The sequence below is a fragment of the Variovorax sp. FW301-JW7 genome (assembly GCF_058788795.1).
Genome location: NZ_JBYTBC010000006.1, coordinates 1 through 22,682, shown reverse-complemented (window position 1 = coordinate 22,682; position 22,682 = coordinate 1). Strand labels below are relative to the sequence as shown.

Below are 22,682 nucleotides of genomic sequence, written 5' to 3'. Positions count from 1 at the left end.
AGCCGGAGCCCTGACGGCCCCGGCTTCTCGGGCGAGCGCTGCAGTGGGCCTACTTGCCCCAGCTGTCCCGCATCCCCGCCGCGCGGTTGAACACCACCTGTCCGCCGGCGGCGCCCTTCGTGTCGCGCACGAAGTAGCCATGCCGTTCGAACTGGATGCCCACGCCGGGCTCGGCCTTCGCCAGCGACGGCTCGACGAAGGCCGTGCACACCTCCAGGCTGTGCTTGTTCAGCTCGTCCAGCAGCTCGCCGCTGCCGGGGTTGGCTTCGGCGAACAGGCGCTCGTACAGCCGCACCTCGGCCTGCACGGCATCGGCTGCGGCCACCCAGGTGATGTTGCCCTTGACCTTGATCGCGTCCGCGCCGGGCGTGCCGCTCTTGGTGTCGGGCACCAGCGTGGCCTGCACTTCGAGGAGCTTGCCGTCGGCGTCGCGCGTGGCGCCGGTGCATTCGATGACGTGGCCGTACTTCAGGCGCACCTTGTTGCCGGGGAACAGGCGGAAGAAGCCCTTGGGCTGCACGTCTTCGTAGTCGGTGCGCTCGATCCAGACGTCGCGGCCGAGCTTGAATTCGCGCTTGCCCATCTCGGGGTGGTGCGGGTGCACGGGGGCGGAGCAGTCGTCGAGCACGTCGTCGCTGCCCATCAGCTCACCCCAGTTGCTGATGACGAGCTTCACCGGGTCGAGCACGGCCATGGCGCGCGGCGCGATGGGGTCGAGGGTGTCGCGCAGCGCGGCCTCCAGGCTGGCGTACTCGATCCAGCCGCCCGACTTGGTGGTGCCGCTGCGTTCGCAGAACAGCTGCAGCGCGGCGGGCGTGTAGCCGCGGCGGCGCAGGCCGGCGATGGTGGGCATGCGCGGGTCGTCCCAGCCGTCGACGTGCTTTTCTTCAACCAGCTGGCGCAGCTTGCGCTTGCTGGTCATCACGTGGGTCACGTTCAGGCGCGCGAACTCGTACTGGCGCGGGTGCGGGCTGGCGACGAGGCCGCCTTCGGCCAGGCGATCGAGCAGCCAGTCATAGAAGGGGCGCTGGTCTTCGAATTCGAGCGTGCAGATGGAGTGGGTGATCTGCTCCAGCGCGTCTTCGATCGGGTGCGCGTAGGTGTACATCGGGTAGATGCACCACTTGTCGCCCGTGTTGTGGTGGGTGGCCCGGCGGATGCGGTACAGCGCGGGGTCGCGCATGTTGATGTTGGGGCTCGCCATGTCGATCTTGGCGCGCAGGATGGCGGCGCCGTCGGCGAGCTTGCCGTCGCGCATCTCGCGAAAGCGCGCCAGGTTCTCGTCGGGCGTGCGGCTGCGAAAGCGGCTGTCGGTGCCGGGCGTGTTGAAGTCGCCGCGGTTGGCGCGCATTTCTTCGGGCGTCTGCTCGTCGACATAGGCCAGGCCGGCGCCGATCAGGTACTCGGCGGCTTCGTACATGAAGTCGAAGTAGTTGCTGGCGAAGTACTCGTGTTCCTGCAGCGTGCCGGGCGCGCTGGGGCGGTCGGCCAGGTAGGTTTCGTAGCCGAGCCACTTCACGGCGTCGCGGATGGAATCGACGTACTCCTGCTCTTCCTTCTCGGGGTTGGTGTCGTCGAAGCGCAGGTGGCACACGCCGCCGTATTCCTTGGCCAGCTGGAAATTCAGCCAGATGCTCTTGGCGTGGCCGATGTGCAGGTAGCCATTGGGCTCGGGCGGAAAGCGCATGCGCACCTTGGCGGGGTCGGGCATGCCCTGGGCGTGGTGGGCGGCGTCGCCCGGGGAACCGCCCCAGGTGCGGCCTGCGTAGGCACCCTGTGCGAGGTCGTTCTCGATCACATGGCGCAGGAAATTGCTCGGTGCAGCGGTCGTTTTGGTGCCGCTTTTGTCGGTCGGGGAGGTCATCGCGTCATTCTAGAGGGGGGCCTGCAGGGGTTACTTTTGGCAACGCTCTTCACAATGCAGCGTCCACGCGGTTTGCATTTGGGGCGTTCAATACACACATGGGCCCACAACGCCCCCTCAACAAGGAGTTCCACATCATGAGCGTCACACGTTCTACCTTCTTCAAATGGGCCGCCGCCGGTGCGGTGGCCTTCGGTGCGCTGTTTGCCGCCACCTCGGCCAGCGCGCGCAGCGACGTGAGCTGGTCGATCGGCGTCGGCGTGCCCGGCGTGGCCGTCGGCGTGGGCGCACCCGCCTACTACCCGGCCCCGGTCTATGCACCGCCGGCCCCGGTGTATTACGCGCCGCCGCCCCCGGTCTACTACCGTCCGCCGCCGCCGGTGTACTACCGCCCGGCCCCGGTGTACTACGCACCGCCGCCGCCGGTCTATTACGGCCCGCGCTATTACGGTCGTGGTTACTACCGCGGTCACGGCCATGGGCACGGCCACTGGCGCTGATTTACAACGCCATTCGTGACTGAATCGGCCTTATCTAGCTGATGCAAAAATCCAATTAAATCAACAACTTAAGGGATCTGGCAATGTTGATTCGACGCAACGTGGAGAGGCTCAAGCCATCCGCGTTGGTCTGCTGCTGCTTGCTCGAAGCGCCCTCGTAGGGCCGCTAATTCAAGCCTGACGCTTGGCATAAGGTTCGATCCCCGATCCCGACTAAATTAGCTGAACATTGATCCACGTTTTTCATTTCAATTGATCCATCTATTGCCTTCATTCGTAGGGCGGAAAGCTCGAAAGCAGGGTCAAGCGATCATGAAAAATTGGACTTTTTTTTTGGCTCAAATTTGGATGAAAAACACGCGAAGCTGGCCGCCGCTGTAGTGGCTGCTGTCTGACCGACCTCGCACATCAGCTGGTCCTAACGGCAAGGACGCGCCCAAGTGCTCGGCCGATCCGCGACTACGCGATGCACCGCTTGGGCTTTCCCATCGACCGGTATCCGATACAGATTAGGGAGAAAATACTGGGATGGCTACAGAAACGCGCCCCACCACCACAGTTCGACGCTGGGCCGCGGATTCCCGTGCCCGCCGCAAGTTCATCGCCAGGTCGTTCGACCGTGCTGTTCAGTCGGACGTAGAGGCTCTTGAAAGCGCACGCGCTATGGCCACAAATATGCGCAGCGGCAAGCCTCTACAACATGCGCCGGCTAGGTGAGCAAGCTACACCTAGCAGTCCACTTCGCTCCCTATCGCGACTAGGCTCGGTCCGGGCCTGATGGTGTGGGCGCGGAGGCAGCAGGGCAATCTGCGGCAGATCCATGCACGCAAAGTCACGCGGGTTCACGATCGGAGAAATCGCGAGACGCATCACAACCGCGTGATTCCTTGCTTTCGAACGGAGGCCGCTCGCGCTTAACTGCGGGCGCCGGAGCAGCGGCTGCCCGTTTGCGGCCCTGTCGATCACTAGCCAAACTTACGCTGTCGGACCGCTTCCAGTCGTCCAGATGCCGAGCAGTTGGAGGTATCGACGGCCGGAGTAAAGGGCTACATGTCAAGCTGTTGGAGCCATTGAACTGCCGAGGCGCAAGGAAGTGGGCGAAGGGTTGGTTCAAATGAAATATGCTAGTGAAGCCACGCCAACCGGCGCCGGTAGCCTACTAAACCTATCTCCTGCTCCTGATGTCTCCCTGGAACGAGTTCTTAAACTCTGTGCGCGAAGCCGAGGCTGATCTTGGTAATCCTCCGGCAGTCTGGTATCGGGGCCAGTCGAACGCAGCATGGGGCCTAACTCCAAGCTTACACAGAACTTCCGACTGGGGAAAAAAAGAGCGAATTCTTTTTGAAGAATTTAGCAATACTGCTGCGAGGCTTTTCGAAAAGCGCGCCAGCGACTGGGAAACGCTGTTCGATATGCAGCACTATTGGATTCCCACTCGTCTTTTGGATTGGACCACGGTTTTGGGCGTCGCAATTGCATTCATATTGCACAGCGATTACACCAATGATAATGACAGCTCTCTTTTCTTGCTGGATCCTTCAAGCCTAAATCGAAGCAGCGGCAGAAACGAGATTCTACAACTGCCAGAGGATAAAGCCTTCGATTACAAGACAATCTACTGGGAGAATAGGCCGGTAGCCATTGAAAAACCACTTGCTGTTCGCCCAGCTCACATAAGTGACCGATTAAGAGCGCAGCAGGGAACCTTTACAATCCACGGAAACGACCCCCTGGGTTTTGAAAAGGTTGATCAGAGTTTTCGAAAAATTGTGCTGACAAAAGATGCTAAAGCCGATGCGAGAGAGTTCTTACGGTGGGCCAACCTGAATGAGTACACCATATATCCTGATATCGTCGGAATGGCAGAACATATCAAGCGAAAAATTCTTTGAAGGTTCATATGCAGCTAACTAAGAAGGAGCGAGTTCTTCTCGCGAATCAATATAAAATACTTGCCGCACTTGACTCGGATTCGTCTAGTCATTACAAGGAGTTAATAGAGATTGTAGAAAATGGTTACGAAATTTTCTACTCTGTGATTGACGAATGGTTCAGCGAAGAAATGCCGGAGATTGCAGGGAAATTTGTCCTTGACATCCTTGATCTATATAGAGCGATTGAAGATGTGAAGCGGCGGACAAAGGACGGTGAATTGCTTGCTCATAATTTTGCAATTTTTCCTGGCTTTGATGGAAATAATGAAACCAGCGAAATGGCGTTTTGCCGCTTCTTAATTGGGCGGCAAGGGAAATTTGAAGAGCAAAAACAATATCTTTCCCGAAATGACAACCTGAACAGCCATATGCCGATGAAGGAGAAATATAGCGCTATGCTGGATGCCGCAAAGCCCATCGACATTTGGCAAATGGATGCAAAAGATGCACTTCACATCCTTAATGCCAAGCGGGTGGATTAGTTTGGATCAAGCCCCACGGAAGCCCGGGTCGATACCGAACTCAACGACGAACTCTTGAAATTGGGCTGCTGCCGGCTTCAAAGACACCTTGTTAAGGTGGAAGATGAAACCGGAGGTGGTTCATGGAGAGAAGAAGGACATTCAGCCGCGAGTTCAAGCTCGAGGCGGTCAAGCTGGTCACCGAGCGTGGGGGGGCCGTGGCCCAGGCGGCCAAGGGACCTGGGCGTGCACGAGAACGTGTTGCGCAAATGGGTTCGCGAGTTGCGTGAGGCGCAGCAGGAGGCCTTCCCGGGCAATGGCAAGCAGACGGCCCAGGACACCGAGATAGCCAGGCTGCGCGAGGAAGTGGCCAAGCTCAAGATGGAGCGCGACATCTTGAAAAAAGCCGCGGCCTACTTCGCGAAGGAGTCGATGTGAAGTTCGGCTTCGTGGCGAAGCACCGAGGGGCCTGGCCGGTCAATCTGATGTGCGAGGCGCTCGGTGTCTCGCGGGGCGGCTTTTATGCCTGGCTGGCGCGTCCCAGGAGCCAGCGCAGCCTTGAAGATGAGAAGCTGGGCGCTCAGGTGCGCCAGAGCTTCATGCGCAGCGACCACACCTACGGCGCCAGGCGTGTGTGGCGCGATGTGCTGGAGCAGGGCCAGCCTTGTGGATTGCACCGCATCGAGCGGCTCATGCGCGAACAGGCGCTTCGTGCACGTCCCAGGCGCCGGGGCTTGCCCAAGGGCCGCGGCGGGCGCTGCGCGGTGGCTGACAACATGCTGGACCGCCAGTTGCAGGCCGATGCCCCGAACCGGAAGTGGGTGGCCGACTTCACCTACATCTGGACGGCCGAAGGCTGGCTGTACGTGGCGGCGGTGCTGGACCTGTACTCGCGTCGCATCGTGGGCTGGTCGATGCAAGAGAGCATGACCTCGCAGCTCGTGGTGGACGCACTGATGATGGCCGTGTGGCGCCGGGGCAAGACGGCCTTGCGTTCTTGCGCCCTGGCTCAATCAACGACATCTGCGTGCAAGACCCCGCTTCTTGGTTTCATCTTCGCCTCGTGTCCCATCGCCGCAGCAGATTGACGTTGATGCCGCGGACCATCGCCGCCGCGGCCATCGACACCCACGATCGACAAAATCGTGCGGCACTGCTAAGCTCTCGCACTTTGCAACAAGAAAGCTAGTAGTGCCCGATCTCTGCAAAGTTTTGGATCTCTATGCGGGGGCCGGTGGATTCTCATTGGGTGCGACCCGCGCAGGGTTTGACTTGGTCGCGTCCGTCGAGATCGATCCGTTTGCGAACGAAACTCATCAGAAAAACTTCCCCGAGGCTCGCCATCTCGGGATAGATGTGGCCACGCTCTCGGGCAGAGATTTGATCGCGCATTCAGGCATGCGATCAGGAGAGCTGACAGGGCTTATCGGCGGCCCTCCATGTCAAGGATTCAGCGACATGGGGCGGCGAAATCCTGAAGACTCTCGGAACTCGCTTTTCGGGCACTTTATGCGTCTCGTTGACGAAACGAGACCTGCTTTCTTCGTGGCTGAAAACGTACCTGGAATTCTCGACATGCGTAACGCCGAGACCGTCAAGGCCGCGTATGGGCTGTTACCCAAAGACTATGTCTTGCTAGAACCTCAGCGAGTATGTGCTGCAGACTTTGGTGCCCCGACCACTCGCACACGCGTTTTCTTTGTTGGGTTTGACCCCAAGCGCTGCAATGAGCTTTCGCCGGAGATTTTCGTCCCCTCGATTAAGCAAGAGATCGTTACCGTTGGCACTGCCTTGTCCGGATTGCCTGAAGAAATCGATTCAGCATGGCAGACCGAATCAGACGGATGGCGCGAGGTTCAACGGATGCCAACCAAAAATTCAACCTTTTTTTCGCGCGCACAGGGGCACCAGCCAAAGAATGTTGGGTTTAATTTCGCGGTCGATGCATTCTTTGAATTTGGAGTGACATCGGGGTGTATGGGTACGCTACATACTCCGGCGGTAGTCAGTCGATTTTCAAAACTAAAAGCCAAGGAAATCGACAAGGTCTCGAAGGCAATGCGACTCGACGTTAAGGGACTTTGTCCCACGCTACGTGCGGGCACGGGCAGTGATAAAGGAAGCTACCAAGCGGTCCGACCGATTCATCCAACGCAGCCTAGGGTAATTACGCCTCGAGAGGCAGCTCGCCTACAAGGCTTTCCGGACTGGTTCGCCCTTCACGGAACGAAGTGGCACAGTTTCCGGCAGTTGGGTAATAGCGTATCTCCCATCGTCGCAGAGGGCGTACTCTCTTCAATTAAGGCACGCCTCAAATAAATTTCCCCCTAGGCAGCATCCGCCTCAATGAAATTGGGAAAGTAACGGTACACCTTAACGTACCGCTCAACGTCACCTGAAGGGATGGAAAATTTATCGAAATCTGCCGTAGAGACAGGCATCGAAGCATCAATATGCCTTACTTCTTTGAACGTCAGATGTGGTGGGTCGATCAGATACGCCTCTGTTCCCTGCGAGACGAACGGAAGCTTGTCAAACGCGCAGCGGTCGAATAGATTTGATTGGTCGGACTCGTACAAGACGCCTCCCACAGTCAGCATACGTGCTCCATCTTCGTAGTGAAAATTGACTAGCTGTTTGTAGACCATTCGTGCTCCTGCCGGCCGTACACCATTGAGCCTTCTCAGCGTGTCCTCAATCTTCGTGGTGATGATGTCCCGGTACAGTCGTGCAACCCCCCAGCCAGAGAGGTCGCTGGCTTTCGCTCCGATAGGTACGTGATCGTTGCCGACTCGTTTTTTTAAGGCATCCATAACGGGCAGAGGTTCGCCATCTTCATTATTCTCGACGGGCGCAGCAGCATTCACCGTCACAAAGATCGCGTTTCCTGATTTCGCACTACCGCAGGCTATTTCCAAATCTGCAAAGGTCGTTTTATCCAAATGCCCGTCATAGTCGAGCCAAACGACAGTGCGCTCGTGCCAGTCCAAGGCCGCAAGAATGTCGGTGGAAAGTCCATAGCGCATCTGTACATGGCGGTAGGGACAGTTGAAGTTAAATCGCTGCTGGACGACAGGGTTGTTCGTGTTCTCGATGCTGATCATCGTATCGAATCCGAGTACACGATGAAACAACTTGAAGTCGCTGAAGTAGAGCGATCCCAAACCTACATATCGGTAGCCTTCGAGTCGTCCGAACTCCGATAGCTTTCGCAGAATTTCGACGAACATCTTCCGTTCGACGGCCTTGGCGGGACGAACCCGGTAGTCGATCTTCCGGTAGCTGGCAACCATTACACCAACTCGCGTTCGATGAAATACTCGAAGGTCTTTTCGCCGACGGCTTTCAATGCCGTAACACCGAAATGCTTGCGTGCGAATTCCACATGCTCCACTGATCGAGAATATGCGATGCGTAGATCCTTAGGCGGAGGACGCGTGGTGTTGGTTTGTTGCGGGTACACGAACGTCGACGAGGGTGTAAGCGAAGAAAGCGCTTGCGCCGCCCCGGATTTGACTGCGTCAGTCAGGGGGGTCACTTCCGCGTCTGTTTCAGCATCCAGTCTGTTCAGAAAATCGATCACTTGGCGCATCGCTGTCCCCATCTGCATCTTTGCGGCTTGGTAAACAGATGACTCGGGATCGACAGCATTCTTCATGGTATTCCAAGGTAGAACAGCAGCTTTCTTGCATTCAAAAAACACAAAGCCGCGGAATCTGGAAAACTGATTGTGCGCCTTGGGGAGTTTTTCGTCATTGACAACATCATCCCATCCCGTCGTCTTCGATTTGTCTGCTCTGAGAATTTGACGTCCGTTGCAGATCACATACCAACCGGCCTGCTCTTGATTCGAGTCGCTGACGCCAGCATAGATCGTCACAGAAACGACAACTTCCTCCGCCTTGTCGTCTGGATCGGCTACTTTGTATTCGGCAGCAATTTTTAGTGGCCGTATAGCATCAGATGCTATTAATGTTGAAAGGCGATGCTTGATTTCATGATTGTTGATGGCAATATGCAAGCCCTTGTGAATGCTCTGCTCGTGAGCAGATTGGATAACATCCAGCAAATGACTTTCAAAGACTTTGCTTGAGAATTCTTCGGCAATCGAAGGACGGAGCACGGTCACTTCGATGATAGTGCTGCATTCATCCAATGGATGCGGAGAATAGACAAGTTCTTTGAATTGAAACTCCCAATCCTCACGACCATCAGGAAGCATGCTGGCCTTCCAATTTGGTACATCGACTTCGACGACAAATTTTGCTTTCGGATCAATGGATTCGACCGTGAAATGTTCGCCCATCTTAAAAAGCGAGCGCTTCATCCCAACCCCGAACTGACCGACCGAGCCGTCCGTCGCTGGATTTCCTTTTGCACGACCGAAGCGAAACGCGTAATTTTTTGCAGTATCGACCGAAATTCCACCACAGTTGTCGGCAATCGAGAAATGCGTGGAATCAAACTCGACGTCAATCGTCAGTCCTTGAAAATTCCCGTCAGGCCGAAGTCTTCGAGCACCGTCTACACAGTTGTCTACCAAATCAGCAATGGCGTCGGCCAATTTGATGTCTCTGACCAAGATATCGATGAAAAATTCTTTCGTCGGTGACGCGTTGATTTTCATGTCGGGCTGTTCGTCTGCCATTCGCACTCCTCCGCGTGTAGCGTTATTGCTGTCATGATAGTCCGTATCGGCGTGTAACACCTCGCGTGACGCTGTACAGGCTTTCCCTTGGCCTAGTTGGCCAAGAAGCGGAGCGCGCGGTTAAGCCACACGTCTTTCTTGATGTGGCACTCCCAGATCGTCATGACATGCCAGCCGCGTCGGCGAAGCTTGGCAGAGACGCGTGCATCTCTAGCCTTGTTCTTGCGGATCTTCTCCCCCCAGAATTCGACATTGCTCTTCGACACCGCCCGGCCTTGCTTGCATGCGTGCCCGTGCCAAAAGCACCCGTTGACGAAAATGATTTTGCTCAGCCCTGCGAAGACTAGGTCCGGAGATCCTGGCAATGCCTTGACATGCAGTCGGTATCTATACCCCAGTCGATGCAGGGTTCCCCGCACCAGCAATTCGGGCCGAGAGTCCTTGCCCTTGATGCGCGACATCAGCTGGCTGCGCTGCTCAGGGCTAAGGCGGTCCACCATAGATTCGCTCAAGTTTGGCGAGAACTTCTGTGCTGTTACAAGCGATGACTTGCCGTCGTCGATCATTCTTCGCACGAAGTACAACCAGATCACCAGGGAATCCGGTCCGAGGGCAGCAGCCTATGCTCGTCTTTCTGACCTTTTGGCGATGGCCGCGAGAAGGTTTTCCAGAAATTGGGCTGAGTTTTTCGAAACATCGAGCAGCTTCTAGACGAGCGCCCATGGCATTGAAATCGGTGCGCCCATTTTGCAATCAGGTGAGCAAGGGTTTGCTGACTCGCTCGCGCCGCCCGTCAGGATATTCCTTGAATACGGCCCCATCAACAACGACAGCCTTTGGCAGACCCAGCCGAGCCCTTGTCTCGGCGATCTTCCCGAAGCTCTTGCTCAACCGCTGCTTGAATACGGCGGAGGCAGTCAACTCAAGCAGCGATTTCGTCATGCGAACAAACCCTGGATGCCGACAACGTTCGGCATCAAAGTCTACACCCGTCGAGGAATTCAAAATCCACGATGTATGTCATGCAATCGCAGGCACTGCTCAGGCAGCCTGACTTTGTGCTTGTCGCTGCGCCACAAGCCATGAGGGCAGGATCGGCTTGGCAGATTCAACCTGCGCCTGGAGTAGTGACCCGGCATCCGAGCGATCAGCGACCGTCCCACTGTTCAAGCAGTGGTTCAGTAGGTCCAGATAAGTCTCCGTGGTTTGAGCCCATGGGAGACGCTGTGTCAACGCAAGGTTGATGGTGCTGTCGAGCATGCTGCTCACAGATTCGGTGACCCTGAAGTTAGTTGAGCCTTTGGCTTCCTTGTAGAGCGCAAACAGCAGGCTCAGGCCGTCATACCAGGCAAGACCAGTTAGCGCCGCTTCAAGACTTACGTTGAAAACGCTGTATTCATCAACCTGCTTACTTCCAAATAGGTACTCCCTCACTTCAAGCCAGTCGAGCCGAACCAGTCCATACAACTGGAGCAACTCTTCAACGTTCTGCGTGCATTTGGCCTGCGGCGTCTTGTCGTCTCTCACCAGCTTCCAAAAAGGCGCTTCATACAGGCTCCGAGTTCCGGGGATGTTCAACTCAACCCGATGAAGCACGTCGCTGCGCGGCGGCTTGGCGTTCCGTTCGATGAAGTCGAACTCTTTTCGACGATCCGCCGAGGAGGCTCCAGGTTCTGACGAGAACATTTGGTCCAGCTCGTAGTTACTCGCCCCTCCGGTTTCCCTTCGCACTTCGCCAAGCCAGAGCGTCACTTGCAAGTGGTCGAGCCAGTCCTTCTTTTTCATGGATCACCAAAAACGATTGCTTGTCTAGGTATCGATGATGCTCTCATCGGAACCTAGATTTTCAAAGTGAGCATGGAGAGGATCGAAGCTCCAGTCAATCCAGGCGAACTGAAATGAATGCTATAGGCACCTCGGCCGCGCAACGGCGCAGGGAAATGCTCGAGCTGTATGGCCCTATGGTTCGAGCTCGCGCCCTTGTTGCGGCGCTCGGCTTCAAGACGTACGCCGCCTTCTACAAAGCCAGGCGCGAAGAGAAGCTCCCGGTCAAGGTCTTCGACCTGGAAGGCCGCCGTGGGCCTTTCGCCCGCACCACCGACATTGCCGATTGGCTGGAATCGATAAGCGAGTAATTTTCACAAGCCAGCCGTCCGCATCAATAGCAGGAGGACCTCACCGCAGCATCAGTTCCTACGGGTGATCGAGAAACACAAAAGCCGCCAACTCCCTTCGGGAACTGGCGGCTTTGTGCGGGATTAAATGCTTGCCGGCGATTTATCTTGCGCAAATTGTGTGTCATGTCCTGGGCTCTGTCAACTCTTTGATGGCGCCCGACGGGCCTCGTTCGCCTGCGTCCCGCGCCTGCCCTGGCGTACCGACTTTCGCAACGACACACATGACCCAATATCTATACGGGTACGCGCCTACGACCGTCCGCCTTCAGTCGATCGACCAAGGTCCTGAGTCCACGTCAAACGCACGCCACAGGCTGGTCTCTGCAGCGGCGCCGACCGCCTGCCGGAATGATCGGCACTGCTTGTTAGTCCGGCGCCGGCACCGTTAGACGTTCAACGGATCGTCGCAACTTCCGCCTGTCACGGATGGCCGGGCACTTCCTGCTCTCCAAGGAAGCGAGGAATCTCAGCTTCGAGGAAGTTGCACGCCAGTCTGAAGATGACGTGCAGGCACTCTTTGCCGCGCAACGCTGGGGCAAGTACGGGGAGGGTATGCAGGTTTGCCCTGACTGCGGCAGCATTGACAAGCACTACGTCATCCGCGGCCGGCGTCAGTGGCGTTGTAAGGCGTTGGGATGCGGGCGTACGTTCTCGGTGACATCGGGAACCAAGTTTCAGGACCACAAGATACCGTTAAGAAAAATCCGTCAAGCGCATTGGCTCTATGTCACGAGTGTGAAGGGCGTGTCCGCCCTCGAGGTATCGCGCAAGCTGGGTATCGCCTATCAAACTGCATTCGTTCTTCTGCACAAGTTTCGAGAAGGGCTTTGCGATGCGCGAAATCTCAACCCGCTTGAGCGTCATGTCGAAATAGACGGAGGCCATTTTTCGGGCCGAATCCGTAAACCTAGAAAGAAGATCAAGGCCACAGCGATACCCGCCCGGGCCAAGCAAGGCAAGACATCGTATGCGACGCATCCCAACCGGCGGATCGTGATGGTTCTCCGGGAAATTTCACCGATCAAAGGACAGGGTGCTACTCGCACCATTGTCGAAGTGGTCCCCGCGGAGGCCGAAGTCCACGTTACGCCATTGGCACGGAAGTACATCAAGAAGGGCGCGATCGTGCACACAGATGAAAGCAATGCCTTCAGCAGGTTGGGAGACCACTACGAGCACTTCACCGTCAACCACAGCATTGAGTTTTCGACGGATGATGGCGTGAACGAAAATCAGGCGGAGAGTTTTTTCGCGCGCAGCAGGCGCTTGGTGTGGGGCGCCATTCATCGCATGACTCCAAAGTACATGCTGGACTACATGAACGAGATTGCATGGCGCGAAGATGTTCGAAGAAATGACACGCGCACGCAGATGGAATTACTTCTCGACGCAGGACTCAATACTGGCCGATCACGATGGTGGCGCGGCTACTGGCAAGGTCATCACCGATCAAGTGAATTGATATTTGATCAGCGCACGCGTCCAAATCCTAAGACTGATCGAGGATGAGAGACCAGCTGCCTGTAGCCCCCCCGGTGGCTCCGATGTGATGCCGCCGAACTCGCCCTTCGTTGCACAGCACCTTAAGACGAGTGCGAACCCGGATGTTCATCGCCGCCGTCCCATACTGCCCTAAATCAACTCCGATTTCGCCGGCCAGGAATTGCGCAATCTCTTCGGTGTGAACCGCTCTTCCTTTTGCTTCCTTTAGGCAGCGGATGATCACCTTGGTCATTTGTCCATGAGGTACAAGTCGCTTGCTCCTCGGCTGAACACCCACGATACCCGCCGCATCAACTTTCACTTCGTGAAAGGGGATCACAGCATCGATCGCTGCAAGCTCACTCTCGATCACCTTCACTTGCTGCGTGAGCTTGCTTTGATGCTTCAGGAGCTGGTCTAACCGTCCCTGATGAACTGCGCGCGTCCTGATCAACCACGCCATCGAGGAGGGAGTACGACGAAGGTTCGTATAGTCGCGATTTTTTGGCATCCCTCAAGGGTTTCATTTCCCTTGAGAGATGTCTTGTGCAACAGCTAGATCATTCCGGACTGAATGAAAAAAGCCGGCCCCGAAAAGGCCGGCTTTTTGCTGGGCGCTGGGCGCGCAGATTTCACATGGCGCGAAACAAGTGGGCGTAGAGCCGGCTGACCGGGATCTTCTCGGCCCGCCCGCGCAGCGCCAGGTGCAGCTTGCCGCCATCGAGGCGGTGCACCGCCTCGATGGCGGCGCTGCGCACCACCACCGCCCGGTGCACCTGCCAGAAGGTGTCGGCATCGAGCTGGGGCAGCAGCTGCTTCAGGGGCGTGCGGATCAGGTATTCCTGCGTGGCGGTGAGCACGCGCAGGTATTTGTCGGCGGCCTCGAAATACAGCACCTCGTCGATCGGCACCATGCGCACGGTCGCGCCGCCGGCATCGCTGGCGGCGATCATGCGCAGCGGCGCTGACGGCGGCGACGATGCCGACGGGGCCCCGCCGGCGGCGCCCAGCACCTGGCGCCACTGGGCGAGGGTGCGCTCCAGCGCCTCGTCAGGCGGGATGGGCGGCGTCATCGACGGCGCCGCCGCCGCCAATGCCTGCCGCAGCCGCGCCACGGTCTTGCGCAGGCGCTCGGGCTGCACGGGCTTGAGCACGTAGTCGATGGCCTCGGCCTCGAAGGCGCGCGCGGCGTACTCGTCGTAGGCGGTCACGAACACCAGCTGCGGCATCGGCGCTTCGTCGGTGGGCCAGCTGTCGGCCAGCTCGGCGGCGGCGCCCAGGCCGTCGAGGCCGGGCATGCGGATGTCGAAGAACAGCACCTGCGGCAGCAGCCGCAGCGCCTCGCGCACGGCGCTGCGGCCGTCGCGGGCGGTGGCGACCACGCGCAGCTCGGGCCAGGCGGCGGCCAGCTCGGCTTGCAGGGCCTGGGCCAGCAGGGGTTCGTCTTCGGCGATGAGGGCGGTGAGGGGCATCGTCTTCTTCTTGTTGTCGTGGAGGCCTGTTCAGGCGGGCAGGGGAAGGTTCAGGGTGACGCACGTCCCGCCGCCCGCGGGCGCGGGGCGCAGGCTCAGCCGGCCTTGCTCACCGTACACGGTGGCCAGCCGCTCGCGCACCTGTTCGAGCCCGAAGCCGCCGCCTTCCGAGGGCTGCCGCGTCGCATCGAGCCCGACGCCGGTGTCGCTCACCTCGATGACCAACTGGCCGGCCTCGCGGCGCGCGCGCACGGCGATCTCGCCGCCTTCGACCTGGGGCTCGAGGCCGTGGCGGATGCTGTTCTCGACCAGCGGCTGCAGCAGCAGCGGCGGTACGGGCGTGTCGCGCAGGTCGTCGGGCAGGTCGAGCGTGTAGCGCAGGCGCTCGCCCATGCGCACCGACATCAGTTCGAGGTAGTCGCCCAGCCGGTCGAACTCGGCCGACAGCGGATGCGACAGCGCGCGCGAGCCGCTGAGCGTCATGCGCAAATAACTGTTGAGCCGGTCGAGCATGGCCACGGCGCGCGGCGGATCGACGGTGATCAGCACGCGCAGGTTGGCCAGCGTGTTGAACAGCATGTGCGGTTCGAGCTGCGTTTCGAGCAGCTTGAGGCGGGCTTCGGTGGCATTGCGCTGGGCCAGTTCGATCTGGCTCTGCATGTACTTGCTCTTGCCGAGGCTGTAGAAGAGGAAGCAGATGCCGGCCCCCGCGATGATGGTGATGGTGACGCCCGTGGCCAGCTTGTGGCCCCGCAGGTCGAGAAAGTCGAAGGCGGGCGCGCCGCTCCAGGCGTCGCCGATGAGGTTGCCGGTGAGGAAGCCGAAGGTCACGCCCACCACGACCAGCAGCGGGCCCCACGGCCATTTCGGCCAGAGGGCGTCGCGGTGCCCGGTGATGAGGAGCCGGCCGCCATCGATGAACAGCCAGCTCGCGGTGCCGATCGCCAGCGAATAGACCATGTGGGCGGCCCAGCTGCCGCCGCCGGCGATGGTCAGCGCGCTGGCAATCATGCAGTTGAAGACGGCGGTGATCAGCCCATGCCGCAGCATGGACTGGAGGTTGGCGGCACTGAACCGGGCACTGAGCCCGGCGGCAAGGGGCGACAGCGACAGGCCCAGGCTCACCGGCGGTCCTCGCCGCCCAGTGCGCGGCGTTCACGTTCCAGCAGCCGGTCGTACAGGCCGCCGCCGGGCGCGATGAGCCAGACCACGGCGCCGTGGATCAGCAGGCCCAGGCCCCAGCCCATGAGCGGGTACACGGCCCAGTTGTGGCCGCGCGAGGCGGCAAGCCCCACCAGCCCGACGTTGACGACCACGTAGACGAAGGCATGGATGAACCAGCCCATCTTGGCGCCGGCGCGGCGGCGGGCGCGCCGTTCGATGTCGGCGGACGAAGACGAGGAGGAGGAAGAGGACATGGGGGTCATGACAGCTCCTTGAGAGAGACAGGTGAAATCGGAACGAAGTCGCTGGCAGCCGATGCCGGCATCGACGGTGAAGGTGGCAGTGCCGCGCGCTGGCGCAACTCCTCGGTGGTCTCGCCCGGCCCGTCCGCCCGCCAGCCCGGCGGCTTCACGAGGTAGCCGACGAAGGCGCGCAGCGAACGCGCCGAGCGCAGGTCGCGCCACAGGTCGCGCCATTGGCTGAACTCGATCTCGAGCAGGTTGTACGAGGTGATCGGCTTCACCAGCCCGTAGCGGCAGGGCAGGTCGGCGCGCTCGGGGATGTAGGTGCCGAACAGGCGGTCGAACACGATCAGCACGCCGCCGTAGTTGCCGTCCAGGTACTCCAGGTTCGAAGCGTGGTGCACGCGGTGGGCCGAGGGCGTGTTCAGCACCCATTCGAGCGGGCCGAGCTTCGGAATCCAGGTCGCGTGAATCCAGAACTGGTAGAGCAGGTTCAGCGTGAGCATCAGCAAGATGATCCGCGGCGGCATGCCCAGGAGCGGCGCCAGCAGGAAGAAGGCCAGCGTGCCGGTGAGCCGGCCGGTCCAGCCGAAGCGGTAGGCGGCCGACAGGTTCAGCTGGTTCGGCGAGTGGTGCACGGCGTGGGTGCACCAGAACCAGCGCACGCGGTGCGCGGCGCGGTGGTACCAGTAGTAGCAGAACTCCTGGCCGATGAAGCAGGCGAGCCAGCCGGTCCAGTGGTCCATCGGCAGCGTGAAGAGCCGGTGGGCGTAGAGCCAGTCCATGGCGCCGACCCAGAAGGCCAGCGGCAGCAGCCAGCGCAGCGGGTACTCGCGCACGAGGAAGTCGAACACCGAAATGCCGGCCGCCTTCCAGTCGTAGCTGCGCCAGCCGTTGCGCCATGAGAGCACCAGCGCTTCGGCCAGCGAGGCAAGCAGCACCACCGAGATGGAAATCTTGAGGATCAACACGAGCACGGTCATGGCGGTTCCTGGCGGCGAAGGGCGGGCGGGGGTGCCGGAATCTTAGGCCGCGCGGGCGCCGCTGACCATCGCGCCCGACGCGGCGGCCAGGCGCCACAGGCGCGCGGCACGGGCCGCGAAGACGCCGCTGAAGGCGCCGTACAGCGCCGGCACGCCCAGGGCGAAGGCCACGTGGTGGCGCAGTTCGGGGTGCATGGCCAGCGACACGCCCACCACGTACTTGGTGAGGAAGATGCCCATCATGAGCATCAGCGGCACGGCGGTGCCGGCCACCTCGAACTGGCGGGCCGCCGCGTCGTAGCGCGTGGTCGCCGGCAGCGGACGGCGCAGCACCAGCACCATGAGCAGCAGCGCGGCCACGGCCCAGCCGATCAGGGCGCCGGCCGACTCGCCGGACACCGACACCACGCCCCAGAACGACAGGCCGGCCATGGCGACCGGCATCACCAGCACGCGGTTCAGGCCGATGCGGTTGGCCACGAGCTGCCGGCCACCGAGCCAGGCCAGCAGGACGAACACGGCGAACACCCACTTCGGGGTGTGAAGAAGGATTTGCATCAGCATGAGAGGCTCCGTTGGGTTGGAAGAAGACAAAGGGGGCAGGGAATCGATGGAGCGGACTGTGCCGATGCCGCCCGGCCCCCGCCACGGCCATGCGACGAAATGCGGGTGGGCGGCGTGAAGTGCCGGTCGCCGGCGCGAACGGCGGGCGCGGGATGACGGGGTCGCCACGCAAACGGAAGCTTTACCGTCGCTTTACGGCACGGAAAACTGCGGGAGTGATATTTCGCGCTGTACTCTAGGCCGCCTCCCTTCAGGCCGCCTTTTCGCACCCCTTCGCACGCACCGCCCATGGATTCCCAAACGCCCCCCGAACCCCTGCCACCCGTCGTGTCGCCGACCCATCCGCCGGCGCGTCGACGCCGCTGGTTCGGGAGCCTGATGGCCCTGCTTCTGTTGGTGGCCCTCGGGGGCGGTGCCTGGTACCTGGTGCAGCGTTCCAAGTCGCCGGCGCCCGGCGCGGGCGGACCGGGTGCAGGCGCAGGCCGCCCCGGCGGCGGTGGCCCGGGCGGTCGGGCAGGCGGCGGGGGCCCGGCCTCCAGCACCGTCGGCACCGCCGTCGCGCGGCAGGCCGACATCCCGGTGCAGCTCGAAGCGCTGGGCACGGTCACGCCGCTGGCCAATGTGACGGTGCAGCCGCAGGTGTCGGGCGTGCTCACGGCCGTGCTGTTCAAGGAAGGCCAGATGGTCAAGAAGGGCGACGTGCTCGCCACCATCGACCCGCAGCCCTTCGAGAACGCGCTGGCGCAGGCCGCCGGTGCCCGCCAGCGCGACGAGGCGCAGCTGGCCGCGGCGCGCGTCACGCTGCAGCGCTACCAGACGCTGCTCGGCCAGGACTCCATCGCCCGCCAGGACGTCGACACCCAGGCCGCGCTGGTCAAGCAACTCGAAGGCACCGTGGCCATCGACCGCGCCAACGAGAACACCGCCAAGCTCAACCTGGCCTGGAGCCGCATCACGGCGCCGGTGAGCGGGCGCATCGGCCTGCGACCGGTGGACGCGGGCAACTACATCTCGACCGGCAGCACCGGCGGCGTGGCCACCATCACGCAGATCGCGCCCATCGACGTCGAGTTCGCCATTCCGCAGGACCGCGTGCCCGAGGTGCAGGAGCGGCTGGGCCAGGGCGCCACGCTCGCCACCACCGCCTTCGACCGCACGCGCACGCGCCGGCTGGCCGACGGCAGTTTCTCCACGCTCGACAACATGGTCGACACGCAGACCGGCACCGTGAAGGCCAAGGCGCGCTTCACCAACGCCGACGGCGCGCTGTTCCCGAACCAGTTCGTCAACCTGCGGCTGCTGCTGCGCACCGTGAGCAGCGCGGTGGTGGTGCCGGTCACGGCGCTGCGCCACGGCCCGAACGGCGACTATGTGTACGTGGTGACGGCCGAGAACACGGCCTCGCAGCGGCCGGTGACGCGCGGCGAATCGAGCGTCGATTTCGCCTCGATCACCAAGGGCCTGCAGCCCGGCGAAACCGTGGTCACCGAAGGCGGCGACCGCCTGAAGGACGGCGCGCGCGTGCAGACCACGGTCGACCGGCCGGCGGGTGCGGCCTCGGGTGCGGCCGCGCCGGGCGGACGGCGTGGAGGACGTCGGCAGGAAGGTGGCGGTGGTGCGCAGGGCGGCGGTGCTCGTCCCGCCGAAGCGGCGGCACCGGCTTCGCCATCGCAGGCACCGGCTGCACCAGCCGCCGGAACGGCTGCGCCGGCTGCAGCGCCAGCGGCAGCAACGCCTGCACCCGCAGCCACGCCCGCCAAGCTCCCCACCCCCGAGCAGCGCCAGCGCATGCTCGATGCGGCCAAGGACGATCCCGAACAGATCGAACGCCGCAAGCGTTTCCTCGAAGCCCTCGACCGCGGCGAGCCGGCCGCGCTAGAGCGCTGGCAGCGCATGGCCGAGCGCGGTGGCGCCGGTGGCGGTGGCGAACGCGGCGGTGAGGGACGGCGCAGCCCATGAGCCCCTCGCGCCCGTTCATCCTGCGGCCGGTCGCCACCTCGCTGCTGATGCTGGCCATCGTGCTGGCCGGCCTGGTGGCGTTCCGCTTCCTGCCGCTGGCGGCGCTGCCGCAGGTCGACTACCCGACCATCCAGGTCCAGACGCTCTACCCCGGGGCCAGCCCCGAGGTCATGAGCAACACCGTCACCGCGCCGCTGGAGCGCCAGTTCGGCCAGATGTCGGGCCTGGACCGCATGAGCTCGACCAGCGCGGCGGGCGTGTCGATCATCACGCTGCAGTTCTCGCTGGGCCAGACGCTCGACGTCGCCGAGCAGGAAGTGCAGGCCGCCATCAACGCCGGCGGCTCGCTGCTGCCGGCCGACCTGCCCGCGCCGCCGGTGTACGCCAAGGTCAATCCGGCCGACGCGCCGGTGCTCACGCTGGCCATCACCTCCGACACGCTGCCGCTCACCGAGGTGCAGAACCTCGTGAACACCCGGCTCGCGCAGAAGATCAGCCAGGTCTCCGGCGTGGGCCTCGTGTCGCTCAGCGGCGGGCAGCGCCCGGCCGTGCGCATCCAGGCCAACACGCAGGCGCTGGCGGCCAACGGCATCGGGCTGGATTCGCTGCGCACCGCGATCAGTGCGGCCAACTCCAACGGCGCCAAGGGCAGCTTCGACGGTCCCAAGCGCGCCTACACCATCAACTCGAACGACCAGCTGCTCACGGTCGACGACTACAAGAACCTCATCGTCAGCTACAAGAACGGCGCGCCGATCCGCATGGTCGACGTGGCGCGCGTGGTCAACAGCGCCGAGAACGCCCAGCTGGGCGCGTGGTCCGGGCGCAAGGTCGACGGGCAGGTGCAGCTCACGCCCGCCATCATCCTGAACGTGCAGCGCCAGCCCGGCGCCAACGTGATCGCCACCGTCAACGCCATCAAGAAGCAGCTGCCCGAGCTGCAGGCCGGCCTGCCCGCGGGCCTGCAGATCGAGGTGCTGAGCGACCGCACCGCCGGCATCCGCTCGTCGGTGCAGCACGTCGAGATGGAACTGGTGCTGGCCGTGGTGCTCGTGGTGCTGGTGATCTTTGCCTTCCTGGGCAGCCTGCGCGCCACCGTCATCGCCAGCATCGCCGTGCCGATCTCGCTGATCGGCAGCTTCGGCCTGATGTACCTGCTGGGCTACAGCCTGAACAACCTGAGCCTGATGGCGCTGACCATCGCCACCGGCTTCGTGGTGGACGACGCGATCGTCATGATCGAGAACATCGCGCGCTACATCGAGGAAGGCGAGAAGCCATTGCAGGCCGCGTTCAAGGGCGCCGCGCAGATCGGCTTCACGATCATCTCGCTGACCGTGTCGCTCATCGCCGTGCTGATCCCGCTGCTGTTCATGGGCGACGTGGTGGGCCGTCTGTTCCGCGAGTTCGCCGTGACGCTGGCCATCACCATCCTGATCTCGGGCGTGGTGTCGCTCACGCTGGTGCCGATGATGTCGGCGCGCTGGCTCAAGCACGAGCCGAAGAAAGACGCATCGGGCACCGGCTTCGGCGCGCGCGCCCAGCGTTTCTTCGACGGCGTGATGGTGCGCTACGACCGCTCGCTGCACTGGGTGATCGCGCACCAGCCGCTCACGCTGCTGGTGGCGTTGCTCACCATGGTGCTGACCGTGGTGCTGTACCTCACGATCCCCAAGGGTCTGTTCCCCACGCAGGACACCGGCCAGCTGCAGGCCCGCGTGCAGGCCGCGCAAGACGTGTCCTTCGACCGCATGGCGCAGCTGCAGCAGCAGGCCGCGCGCGCCATTCTTGAGGACCACGACGTCGAGAACCTCAGTTCCTTCGTCGGCGTGGACGCGGCCAACAACACGATGCTGCACACCGGCAGCATGCTCATCAACCTGACCAAGAGCCACGACAACCAGCAGGAGGTGATGGAGCGCCTGCGCGATCGTGTGCGGCAGGTGGCCGGCCTCACGCTGTACCTGCAGCCCACGCAGGACCTGACCATCGACGCCGAGACCGGACCGACCGAGTACCGCGTGTCGCTCGAAGGCGTGAACAGCGCGCTCGTCACCGAGTGGATGCAGAAGCTCGTGGCGAAGCTGCAGGAATCGGACAAGGTGCGCAACGTGAGCAGCGATGCCGGTGCGCAGGGGCTGGCGGCGTATGTGAACGTGAACCGCGACACGGCGTCGCGGCTGTCGATCACCGCGAGTTCGGTGGACGACGCGCTGTACAGCGCCTTCGGGCAGCGCATCGTGTCGACCATCTTCACAGAGACGAATCAGTACCGCGTGATTCTGGAAGCGCAGCCCGGCATGGTGAACACGCCGCAGACGCTGGGGCAGTTGAACCTCATTGCGGGGTCGGGCACGGCGACGCCGTTGTCGGCCTTTGCGGAGATCAGCGAGCGGCAGGCGCCGCTGCAGATCACGCACGTGGCGCAGTATCCGGCGAGTACGTTGAACTTCGATACGGCGCCGGGCGTGTCACTGGGTGGTTCGGTGGCTGCGATTCGCGCGGCGGCGAAAGAGATCGGATTGCCTAGCAGTGTGACGATGACTTTTCTGGGGGCTTCTGGGGCCTATGAGAAGTCTTTGTCGAATCAGCTGTGGTTGATTTTGGCGGCGGTGGTTTGTGTGTACATCGTGCTCGGGGTGCTGTACGAGAGCTATGTGCATCCGCTGACGATCTTGTCTACGTTGCCTTCTGCGGGGGTTGGGGCTTTGTTGGCCTTGATGCTGACTGGCAATGATTTGGGGGTGATCGGGATCATCGGGATCATTCTGCTGATCGGCATCGTGAAGAAGAACGCGATCATGATGATCGACTTTGCTATCGATGCGGAGCGGACGCAGGGGAAGTCGGCTCGTGAGGCGATTCATCAGGCTGCGTTGTTGCGGTTTCGGCCGATCTTGATGACTACGTTGGCGGCTTTGTTTGCTGCTGTTCCCTTGATGTTCAGTTTTGGGGATGGGGCTGAATTGCGACGTCCTCTGGGGCTTGCCATCTTTGGCGGGTTGATCGTTAGTCAGCTGCTGACTTTGTTCACTACGCCTGTTATCTATCTGGCGTTTGATCGGTTGGGTGGGGGGAGTGGTCGTCGGTCTTCTTCGGAGCTTGAGGAGGAGACGGCTTGATCTGGTTCATCTCCTGTTGTTCTTTTGTTTTCCGGGGCCGGGTCTCGCCCCGGCGGGCGACTCACTTTCTTTTGCTTCGCCAAAAGAAAGTAAGCAAAGAAAAGGCGACC

General features: G+C 61.4%; 20 protein-coding genes and 1 pseudogene. 9 read left to right on the top strand and 12 right to left on the bottom strand.

Annotated features, from left to right (window positions below; genetic code table 11):
• Positions 1-49: 49 nt before the first annotated feature.
• The gene (locus tag AC3WQM_RS17435; protein WP_492680435.1) at positions 50-1,864 is read right to left on the bottom strand and encodes a glutamine--tRNA ligase/YqeY domain fusion protein; all 1,815 of its coding nucleotides are present in this window, start codon (positions 1,862-1,864) and stop codon (positions 50-52) included.
• 137 nt (positions 1,865-2,001) lie between these two features.
• Here AC3WQM_RS17435 and AC3WQM_RS17430 point away from each other — a divergent pair, with 137 nt between their 5' ends.
• The 5 genes and pseudogenes from AC3WQM_RS17430 to AC3WQM_RS17410 all read left to right on the top strand — a co-directional run bounded on the left by AC3WQM_RS17430 (position 2,002) and on the right by AC3WQM_RS17410 (position 7,078).
• Positions 2,002-2,364: a hypothetical protein gene (locus AC3WQM_RS17430; protein WP_492680433.1), complete on the top strand. Its 363-nt coding sequence runs from the start codon at positions 2,002-2,004 to the stop codon at positions 2,362-2,364.
• 1,181 nt (positions 2,365-3,545) lie between these two features.
• Positions 3,546-4,256 (top strand): FRG domain-containing protein, encoded by a 711-nt coding sequence (locus AC3WQM_RS17425; protein WP_492680431.1) that lies wholly within the window; start codon positions 3,546-3,548, stop codon positions 4,254-4,256.
• Between the two features lie 8 nt (positions 4,257-4,264).
• A complete protein-coding gene (locus tag AC3WQM_RS17420; protein ID WP_492680429.1) occupies positions 4,265-4,780 on the top strand; it encodes a YfbU family protein in 516 nt (171 codons plus the stop codon).
• A 122-nt stretch (positions 4,781-4,902) separates the two neighbouring features.
• Positions 4,903-5,742: pseudogene (locus AC3WQM_RS17415) on the top strand (IS3 family transposase); the annotation flags it as partial.
• Between the two features lie 208 nt (positions 5,743-5,950).
• Positions 5,951-7,078 (top strand): DNA cytosine methyltransferase, encoded by a 1,128-nt coding sequence (locus AC3WQM_RS17410; RefSeq protein ID WP_492680427.1) that lies wholly within the window; start codon positions 5,951-5,953, stop codon positions 7,076-7,078.
• A gap of 8 nt (positions 7,079-7,086) precedes the next feature.
• Here AC3WQM_RS17410 and AC3WQM_RS17405 read toward each other — a convergent pair whose 3' ends face one another.
• The 5 genes from AC3WQM_RS17405 to AC3WQM_RS17385 form a co-directional block, all read right to left on the bottom strand.
• Entirely contained in the window at positions 7,087-8,052 is a 966-nt protein-coding gene (locus AC3WQM_RS17405) for an O-methyltransferase (protein WP_492680425.1), read from the bottom strand.
• Positions 8,052-9,407 carry an ATP-binding protein gene (locus AC3WQM_RS17400; RefSeq protein WP_492680423.1) on the bottom strand — a complete coding sequence of 452 codons (1,356 nt, stop codon included), beginning with the start codon at positions 9,405-9,407 and terminating at the stop codon, positions 8,052-8,054. The genes AC3WQM_RS17405 and AC3WQM_RS17400 overlap by 1 nt, the downstream gene beginning before the upstream one ends.
• Positions 9,408-9,499: 92 nt before the next feature.
• A complete protein-coding gene (locus tag AC3WQM_RS17395; RefSeq protein ID WP_492680421.1) occupies positions 9,500-9,973 on the bottom strand; it encodes a very short patch repair endonuclease in 474 nt (157 codons plus the stop codon).
• Positions 9,974-10,160: 187 nt separating this feature from the next.
• Complete coding sequence (locus AC3WQM_RS17390) at positions 10,161-10,349, bottom strand: hypothetical protein (RefSeq protein WP_492680419.1); 189 nt, start codon at positions 10,347-10,349, stop codon at positions 10,161-10,163.
• A 99-nt stretch (positions 10,350-10,448) separates the two neighbouring features.
• On the bottom strand, positions 10,449-11,192 hold the full coding sequence (locus AC3WQM_RS17385) for a hypothetical protein (protein ID WP_492680417.1): 744 nt from the start codon (positions 11,190-11,192) through the stop codon (positions 10,449-10,451).
• A gap of 155 nt (positions 11,193-11,347) precedes the next feature.
• Here AC3WQM_RS17385 and AC3WQM_RS17380 point away from each other — a divergent pair, with 155 nt between their 5' ends.
• Together AC3WQM_RS17380 and AC3WQM_RS17375 are read left to right on the top strand one after the other, a co-directional pair.
• Entirely contained in the window at positions 11,348-11,542 is a 195-nt protein-coding gene (locus tag AC3WQM_RS17380; RefSeq protein ID WP_492680415.1) for a hypothetical protein, read from the top strand.
• A 468-nt stretch (positions 11,543-12,010) separates the two neighbouring features.
• The gene (locus AC3WQM_RS17375) at positions 12,011-13,093 is read left to right on the top strand and encodes an IS1595 family transposase (protein ID WP_492680413.1); all 1,083 of its coding nucleotides are present in this window, start codon (positions 12,011-12,013) and stop codon (positions 13,091-13,093) included.
• Here the strand turns inward: AC3WQM_RS17375 and AC3WQM_RS17370 are convergent.
• From AC3WQM_RS17370 to AC3WQM_RS17345, 6 genes are all read right to left on the bottom strand, one after another.
• Complete coding sequence (locus tag AC3WQM_RS17370; RefSeq protein ID WP_492680411.1) at positions 13,074-13,577, bottom strand: hypothetical protein; 504 nt, start codon at positions 13,575-13,577, stop codon at positions 13,074-13,076. The genes AC3WQM_RS17375 and AC3WQM_RS17370 overlap by 20 nt on opposite strands.
• Before the next feature lie 121 nt (positions 13,578-13,698).
• Positions 13,699-14,538: a LytR/AlgR family response regulator transcription factor gene (locus AC3WQM_RS17365; protein ID WP_492680409.1), complete on the bottom strand. Its 840-nt coding sequence runs from the start codon at positions 14,536-14,538 to the stop codon at positions 13,699-13,701.
• Positions 14,539-14,568: 30 nt separating this feature from the next.
• Positions 14,569-15,588, bottom strand: coding sequence for a sensor histidine kinase (locus AC3WQM_RS17360; protein WP_492680933.1), 1,020 nt, complete (start codon positions 15,586-15,588; stop codon positions 14,569-14,571).
• Positions 15,589-15,659: 71 nt separating this feature from the next.
• Positions 15,660-15,965 carry a 2TM domain-containing protein gene (locus AC3WQM_RS17355; protein WP_492680407.1) on the bottom strand — a complete coding sequence of 102 codons (306 nt, stop codon included), beginning with the start codon at positions 15,963-15,965 and terminating at the stop codon, positions 15,660-15,662.
• Positions 15,962-16,927, bottom strand: a complete 966-nt coding sequence (locus AC3WQM_RS17350; protein ID WP_492680405.1) for a sterol desaturase family protein — start codon at positions 16,925-16,927, stop codon at positions 15,962-15,964. Before AC3WQM_RS17350 ends, AC3WQM_RS17355 begins: the two co-directional genes overlap by 4 nt.
• 42 nt (positions 16,928-16,969) lie before the next feature.
• Positions 16,970-17,491: a DUF6622 family protein gene (locus tag AC3WQM_RS17345; RefSeq protein ID WP_492680403.1), complete on the bottom strand. Its 522-nt coding sequence runs from the start codon at positions 17,489-17,491 to the stop codon at positions 16,970-16,972.
• Between the two features lie 378 nt (positions 17,492-17,869).
• On the opposite strand from AC3WQM_RS17345, the gene AC3WQM_RS17340 reads away from it, so the two are divergent.
• Both AC3WQM_RS17340 and AC3WQM_RS17335 read left to right on the top strand, forming a co-directional pair.
• Positions 17,870-19,450, top strand: a complete 1,581-nt coding sequence (locus AC3WQM_RS17340) for an efflux RND transporter periplasmic adaptor subunit (protein ID WP_492680401.1) — start codon at positions 17,870-17,872, stop codon at positions 19,448-19,450.
• Positions 19,447-22,572, top strand: a complete 3,126-nt coding sequence (locus AC3WQM_RS17335) for an efflux RND transporter permease subunit (protein ID WP_492680399.1) — start codon at positions 19,447-19,449, stop codon at positions 22,570-22,572. Before AC3WQM_RS17340 ends, AC3WQM_RS17335 begins: the two co-directional genes overlap by 4 nt.
• Positions 22,573-22,682: the final 110 nt, after the last annotated feature.